Annotated in this window: 3 protein-coding genes and 1 tRNA gene; all 4 read left to right on the top strand. The window is 60.8% G+C overall.

Features of this window, described 5'->3' with window-relative positions; translation table 11 throughout:
• The first annotated feature begins 13 nt into the window (after positions 1 to 13).
• Complete coding sequence (gene acs, locus AB4Z11_RS20140) at positions 14 to 1,972, top strand: acetate--CoA ligase (RefSeq protein WP_442027191.1); 1,959 nt, start codon at positions 14 to 16, stop codon at positions 1,970 to 1,972.
• Positions 1,973 to 2,110: 138 nt separating this feature from the next.
• A complete protein-coding gene (locus AB4Z11_RS20135; RefSeq protein ID WP_442027190.1) occupies positions 2,111 to 4,369 on the top strand; it encodes a TonB-dependent receptor in 2,259 nt (752 codons plus the stop codon).
• Between the two features lie 3 nt (positions 4,370 to 4,372).
• The gene (locus AB4Z11_RS20130) at positions 4,373 to 5,731 is read left to right on the top strand and encodes a metallophosphoesterase family protein (RefSeq protein ID WP_442027189.1); all 1,359 of its coding nucleotides are present in this window, start codon (positions 4,373 to 4,375) and stop codon (positions 5,729 to 5,731) included.
• A gap of 80 nt (positions 5,732 to 5,811) precedes the next feature.
• Positions 5,812 to 5,902, top strand: a tRNA-Ser gene (locus AB4Z11_RS20125).
• The last annotated feature ends 62 nt before the right edge of the window (positions 5,903 to 5,964 follow it).

The following is a 5,964-nucleotide window of genomic DNA, read 5'->3' as shown; positions in this document are numbered from 1 at the left end:
CCAGCAAGGTCCAATGGAATCCCGCATCTTTGCGCCATCCGCAGAATTCGTGAAGCAGGCCACCGTGTCCGGCATGGAGGCGTATAAAGCGCTGTGCGACGAGGCAGAGCGCGACTACGAAGGTTTCTGGGCGCGCCTGGCGCGCGAGCACGTTGAATGGAAAGAGCCATTCAAGCGCACCCTGAACGAAGACAATGCGCCGTTCTACAAATGGTTCGAAGACGGCAAGCTGAATGTGTCCTACAACTGCCTGGACCGCAATCTGAAGAACGGTAACGCCGACAAGACCGCCATCATTTTTGAAGCGGACGACGGCGCCGTCACCAAAGTCAGCTACCAGCAACTGCACGACAAGACCTGCCAGTTCGCCAACGGCCTGAAATCGCTGGGCATCAGGAAGGGCGACCGCGTCATCATTTACATGTCCATGTCGGTGGAAGGCGTGGCCGCCATGCAGGCTTGCGCACGTATCGGCGCAACGCACTCCGTTGTGTTTGGCGGCTTCTCCGCCAAGTCCCTGCAGGAGCGCATCATCGACGCGGGCGCCGTGGCCGTGATCACCGGCGACGAGCAGCTGCGCGGCGGCAAACAGCTGCCACTGAAGGCCATCGTGGACGAAGCGCTGGCCATGGGCGGCTGCGAAACCATCAAGAACGTGGTGGTGTACAAGCGCACCGGCGGCAACGTCAACTTCCAGCAAGGCCGCGACATCTGGCTGCATGATCTGTTGAAGGACCAGGCTTCGACCTGCGAACCGGAATGGGTGGATGCGGAACATCCGCTGTTCATCCTGTACACCTCCGGCTCCACCGGCACGCCGAAAGGCGTGCAGCATTCCACCGGCGGCTATCTGCTGTGGGCTGCGCTGACGATGAAGTGGTCGTTCGATATCAAGCCGTCCGATACCTACTGGTGTACCGCCGATATCGGCTGGGTGACTGGCCATACTTATATCGCTTACGGCCCGACCGCTGTCGGCGCAACGCAAGTGGTCTTCGAAGGCATCCCGACCTTCCCGCATGCGGGCCGCTTCTGGGAAACCATCGCCAAGCACAAGGTCAACATCTTCTATACTGCACCGACCGCGATCCGCTCGCTGATCAAGGCATCGGACGTCGATCCGAAAGTGCATCCGAAGAATTTCGATATTTCCTCGCTGCGCCTGCTGGGCACCGTGGGTGAACCGATCAATCCGGAAGCCTGGATGTGGTACTACAAGAACGTGGGCCAGGAACGCTGCCCGATCGTCGATACTTTCTGGCAGACCGAAACCGGTGGCCACATGATCACCCCGCTGCCGGGCGCAACGCCAATGGTTCCGGGCTCCTGCACGCTGCCGCTGCCGGGCATCATGGCGGCCATCGTGGACGAAGCAGGGCAAGACGTCCCGAATGGCAGCGGTGGCATCCTGGTCGTGAAGCGCCCATGGCCATCGATGATCCGCACCATCTGGGGCAATCCGGACCGCTTCAAGGCGGGCTACTTCCCTGAGGAACTGGGCGGTAAATATTATCTGGCCGGCGACGGCGCCATCCGCAATGCCGAAACGGGCTACTTCACCATCACCGGCCGCATCGACGACGTGCTGAACGTGTCCGGCCACCGCATGGGCACCATGGAAATCGAGTCGGCGCTGGTCGCCAATCCGCTGGTTGCCGAAGCTGCGGTGGTGGGCAAGCCGGATGAAACCACCGGCGAATCCATCTGTGCCTTCGTGGTGCTGAAGCAGGCCCGCCCAACCGGCGACGACGCCAAGCGCATCGCGACCGAGCTGCGTAACTGGGTCGGGAAGGAGATCGGTCCGATCGCCAAGCCGAAAGAAATCCGATTCGGCGACAACCTGCCGAAGACCCGCTCCGGCAAAATCATGCGCCGCCTGCTGCGCGTGCTGGCCAAAGGCGAGACGATCACCCAAGACGTCTCCACCCTGGAAAACCCCGCCATCCTCGAGCAACTGAAAGAAACCTCGTAAGTCCCCCAAGGTGTCAGCCACATCGTGGCTGACACCAGCAGTCGCAGTGGGTTTTGTCATAAAAGTGTCATTGCTTTATCATCAATATGTCATGTTTGTCACCTAAAGTCAGTGGCTTTACCCACTTGACCGACAAACATGACCTCTCCCGCACTCAAGCCAATGGCCCTGAGCATTGCTCTTGGCCTAGCCAGTCTGCACGCCTTCGCCGCTGACGTTCCCGACGCCGCTTCCCCGGCAGCTGATGCGGCCGCAGAAGGCAACATCGCCACCGTGATCGTTTCCGCCTCCACTGGCGCCTACCGCCGCGACGAGTCGGCCAAAGGTACTGCCAGCTCGGTAGCGCCGACCCAGTCCGCGCTGGAAGCCACGCAGCCGCAGTCCATCATCACGCGCGAGTTCATTGAGTTGTCGGTCGCACCGACTGCCGAATACAGCCGCATCGTCAACATCGCGCCAAGCGTATCGGGCGATTCCGCCAATGGACCGGGCCTGTCCGAAACCAAGACCACCATGCGCGGCTTCGGCGACGACCAGTACAACATCACGTTCGACGGCATCCCGTGGGGCGATACCAACAACCCGGCGCACCACTCGACCTCCTTCTTCCCTGGCTCTGTGATCGGCGGCGCCATCGTGGAGCGCGGCCCAGGCACCGCAAGCAATCTCGGTTACGCCACCTTTGGCGGTTCGATCAACCTGTTCTCCAAGCAGGCCAGCCGCGAACAGGCGGCCAGTGTGTTCGCATCGGTAGGCCGCTGGAGCACAGCCCTGGCAGGCGCTTCGTTCGAGTCCGGCCGACTGCAGGACTTCGGCAACGCCACGGTGCAGCTGAATTACCAGCACCTGAAATCGGACGGCTATCTCACGCTGAACAAGATCCGCAGCGATAACTACTTCGCCAAGTTGCAGCGCAATATCGGCAGCGACACCGTGCTGACCGTGCTGTCCACCGTCAACCGCATCCACTACACCCAGCCCGACAACAACAAAGGTCCAACGCTGGCACAAGTGGCGCAGTTCGGCGAGAACTACAGCCTGAACGACGACCCAACGAGCTTCAACTACGCGGGCTACAACCACACGACGAAGGACACCGACTTCAATTACATTCGCCTGGAAACCGCGTGGGGAAATGGCTGGAACACGGACAACAACCTGTACACCTACTCGTACAACAACCAGACCATCTCGTCAAGCGACCCTACCGGCGCCACCGCGCCCGGTACCAAGGCTGGCCCGGCCGGTAACAAGGACATTCCGGGTATCGACAAACAGAACAAGTACCGCGTGTACGGCGACATCTTCAAGGTCAGCAAGGAGATGCAAGCCGGCCTGGCGCGTGCGGGCTTCTGGTATGAATACTCGGACACCGACCGTCATCAGTACGATATCGACCTCACCCTCGGCAATATCCGCGATCCGCGCGAAACCAAGCCGACGCCTGTGACCTTCCCAAGCGTGCTGTTCGACCAGCAGTCCACCATCCGTAACTTCCAGCCGTTCGCTGAATTCGAATGGCATGCGACCAATGAGCTGACCGTCACCCCGGGCGTGAAATACGTGAGCATCACGCGTTCGGTGGACGCTGACGTGAACCAGACCACACGCCTGCCGCAGCACACTTCCGTGGACTATCACACCACGCTGCCGTTCATGACTGCGAACTATCGCATCAATCAGGGCCTGGCCGTGTATGCGCAGTACGCGAAAGGCTTCCAGATTCCTGATCTGAAGTCCTTCTACATTGCCGATCCAACGCATAACAGCACGGAACCACAACTGTCCACCAACTACCAGGCGGGCATTGTCGGTAAATCGGACAAGCTGACCTGGGACGCTGATGTCTACAAGATCGACTTCAAGAACAAATATGTGTCCAACGGCCAGGGCGGCACAGCAGCGGCATACGTCAACCTGGGCGGCGTGACTTACAAGGGCGTTGAAGGGCAGGTGACCTGGGCGCTGGGCAACGGCATCGCGCTGTATGCCAATGGTTCCTCCAACGAAGCGAAGGCTAAAGACACCGACAAGACCATCTCCGGCTCGCCTGATATGACTGCGGCCATCGGCGCCTTGTACAACAATGGTCCGTGGGCGGCATCGCTGATCAGCAAGCGTACCGGTAAAGTGCACCAGGTCGATTACGACGCGAGCAAGCCGGCGGCCTACGACCAGTACGAGACGCCTGCTTATACGAACACCGACCTGTCGCTAGCCTACCGCTTCGATCATCCGGGTATGAGCCTCAAGGCGCTGAAGCTGCAGTTCAACTGCTTCAATATGTTCAATCAGAAAAAGGTGACCGCGATCTCGACCGGCAAGACGGCGGCCTTCGATCAGTACACTTTCCAGGCGCCGCGTAGCTATCAGGTGTCCATGAAAGCGGACTTCTGATCCATGGCCCGCGCCCTCATGATCATGGCGGCGCTGGCCTTCAGCGCCGCCCCTGCGCAGGCTGAGACGATTACCTACAGCCTGCTTGGTGATGGCGGCCGCGCCATCGTGCGCGCTATCGCGGAGCCGGGTGTTTGCCCGTCATTGCTGGTTGATGGCGCTGCGCTGCCGATGTCCTTGCGCGCCGCCGCCGGCACCGTGCCGGCGCGCACCGGCGGCAAGCAGGCAGAGACCAAGCCCTCCGCGTTCCCGCTGCAGGTTTGCGAGGCCGCGCTGCCTGCCGGCGCGCGCCGCGCATCGATCGACGGCCGCGACGTTCCTGTGCCGTCCGCGCAGCCGCAGCGCATCGTGCTGATCGGCGACACGGGTTGCCGTATGAAGCAGAGCGAAGACTACTTCCAGTCCTGTGAGGACGGCCCGGCATGGCCGCTGGCCCGCGTCGCACGCAGCGCGGCAGCTCTGCATCCTGATCTGGTGGTACACGTTGGCGATTACCACTACCGCGAAAGCCGATGTGCGTCGAGCCAACCCGGCTGCGCCAACAGTCCATGGGGCTATGGCTTCGACACCTGGCGCGCCGACGTGTTCGATCCCTTGCGTCCTTTGCTGACGGCTGCGCCATGGGTCTTTACGCGCGGGAATCACGAAACCTGCGAACGCGCAGGGCAGGGCTGGTTCCGCTTCCTGGACGCCGCACCGTGGACCGCAACACGCTCCTGCGACGATCCTAGGTTCGACCGCGATGCCGATTTCTCCACGCCATACGCGGTGCCACTGGGCGGCGGCACGCAGCTAGTCGTATTCGATTCCTCGCACTCGCGCGGCCAGGCATATAGCGAGACTGACGCCGATTACCAGTCCTACGCACCGCTGCTGCGCCGAGCCGAGTCGCTGGCGCAAACTGCGCCGCGCAGCATCTTTGTCAGCCATCATCCCGTGCTCGGACTGGCGCCCGGCGCGAATGCGGTGCCCAAAGCGTCGGTGCAGGGGCTGGCTTCGGTCATGCGCGGACTGAATCCCGGCACGCACTTCCTGCCTGGATTCGACCTCGCATTGCACGGCCACGTCCACCTGTTCGAAGCGCTCTCCTTCGAAGGCAGCCTGCCGGCCACGCTCGTCGTTGGTAACAGCTCCTCCGCCACCGAAGGTGCCTTGCCGACGACACTGGAAGACCGCCACCTGCCGTATGCCGATACCGTGATCAAAAACTATACAACCCGCAGCGGCTTCGGTTTCGCGATGCTGGAGAGGGCAGCCGGCGCTGGCTGGACGGTTACGGAATTCGACGTCAACGGACGGGCATTGTTCAACTGTCAACTCGAAGGCAAAAACCTGAGCTGCAAAAACGCCACAAGTGAGTGAACTACCCAGTAGCAAGATTTCTTGGACAAACAAAAAATCCCTGCTATAATTCGGGCCTCTCGCGATTCGTGAGAGATGCAGGAGAGATGGATGAGTGGTTTAAGTCGCACGCCTGGAAAGCGTGTATAGGTTCATAGCCTATCGGGGGTTCGAATCCCCCTCTCTCCGCCAAGGATACATAAGGGCTACTTTCAAGTAGCCCTTTGCATTTGTACTATTGATCCCATTTGTAC

Source organism: Pseudoduganella sp. RAF53_2 (genome assembly GCF_052113985.1).
Lineage (GTDB): Bacteria > Pseudomonadota > Gammaproteobacteria > Burkholderiales > Burkholderiaceae_D > Rugamonas.
The sequence above is the reverse complement of the archived record's forward strand: the minus strand, read 5'-3'. Positions and strand labels throughout refer to the sequence as shown.

Coding starts and splice junctions, on each gene's coding strand:
- acs (WP_442027191.1), top strand. CDS start 14: ATGGAATCCCGCATCTTTGCGCCATCCGCAGAATTCGTGAAGCAGGCC.
- AB4Z11_RS20135 (WP_442027190.1), top strand. CDS start 2,111: ATGACCTCTCCCGCACTCAAGCCAATGGCCCTGAGCATTGCTCTTGGC.
- AB4Z11_RS20130 (WP_442027189.1), top strand. CDS start 4,373: ATGGCCCGCGCCCTCATGATCATGGCGGCGCTGGCCTTCAGCGCCGCC.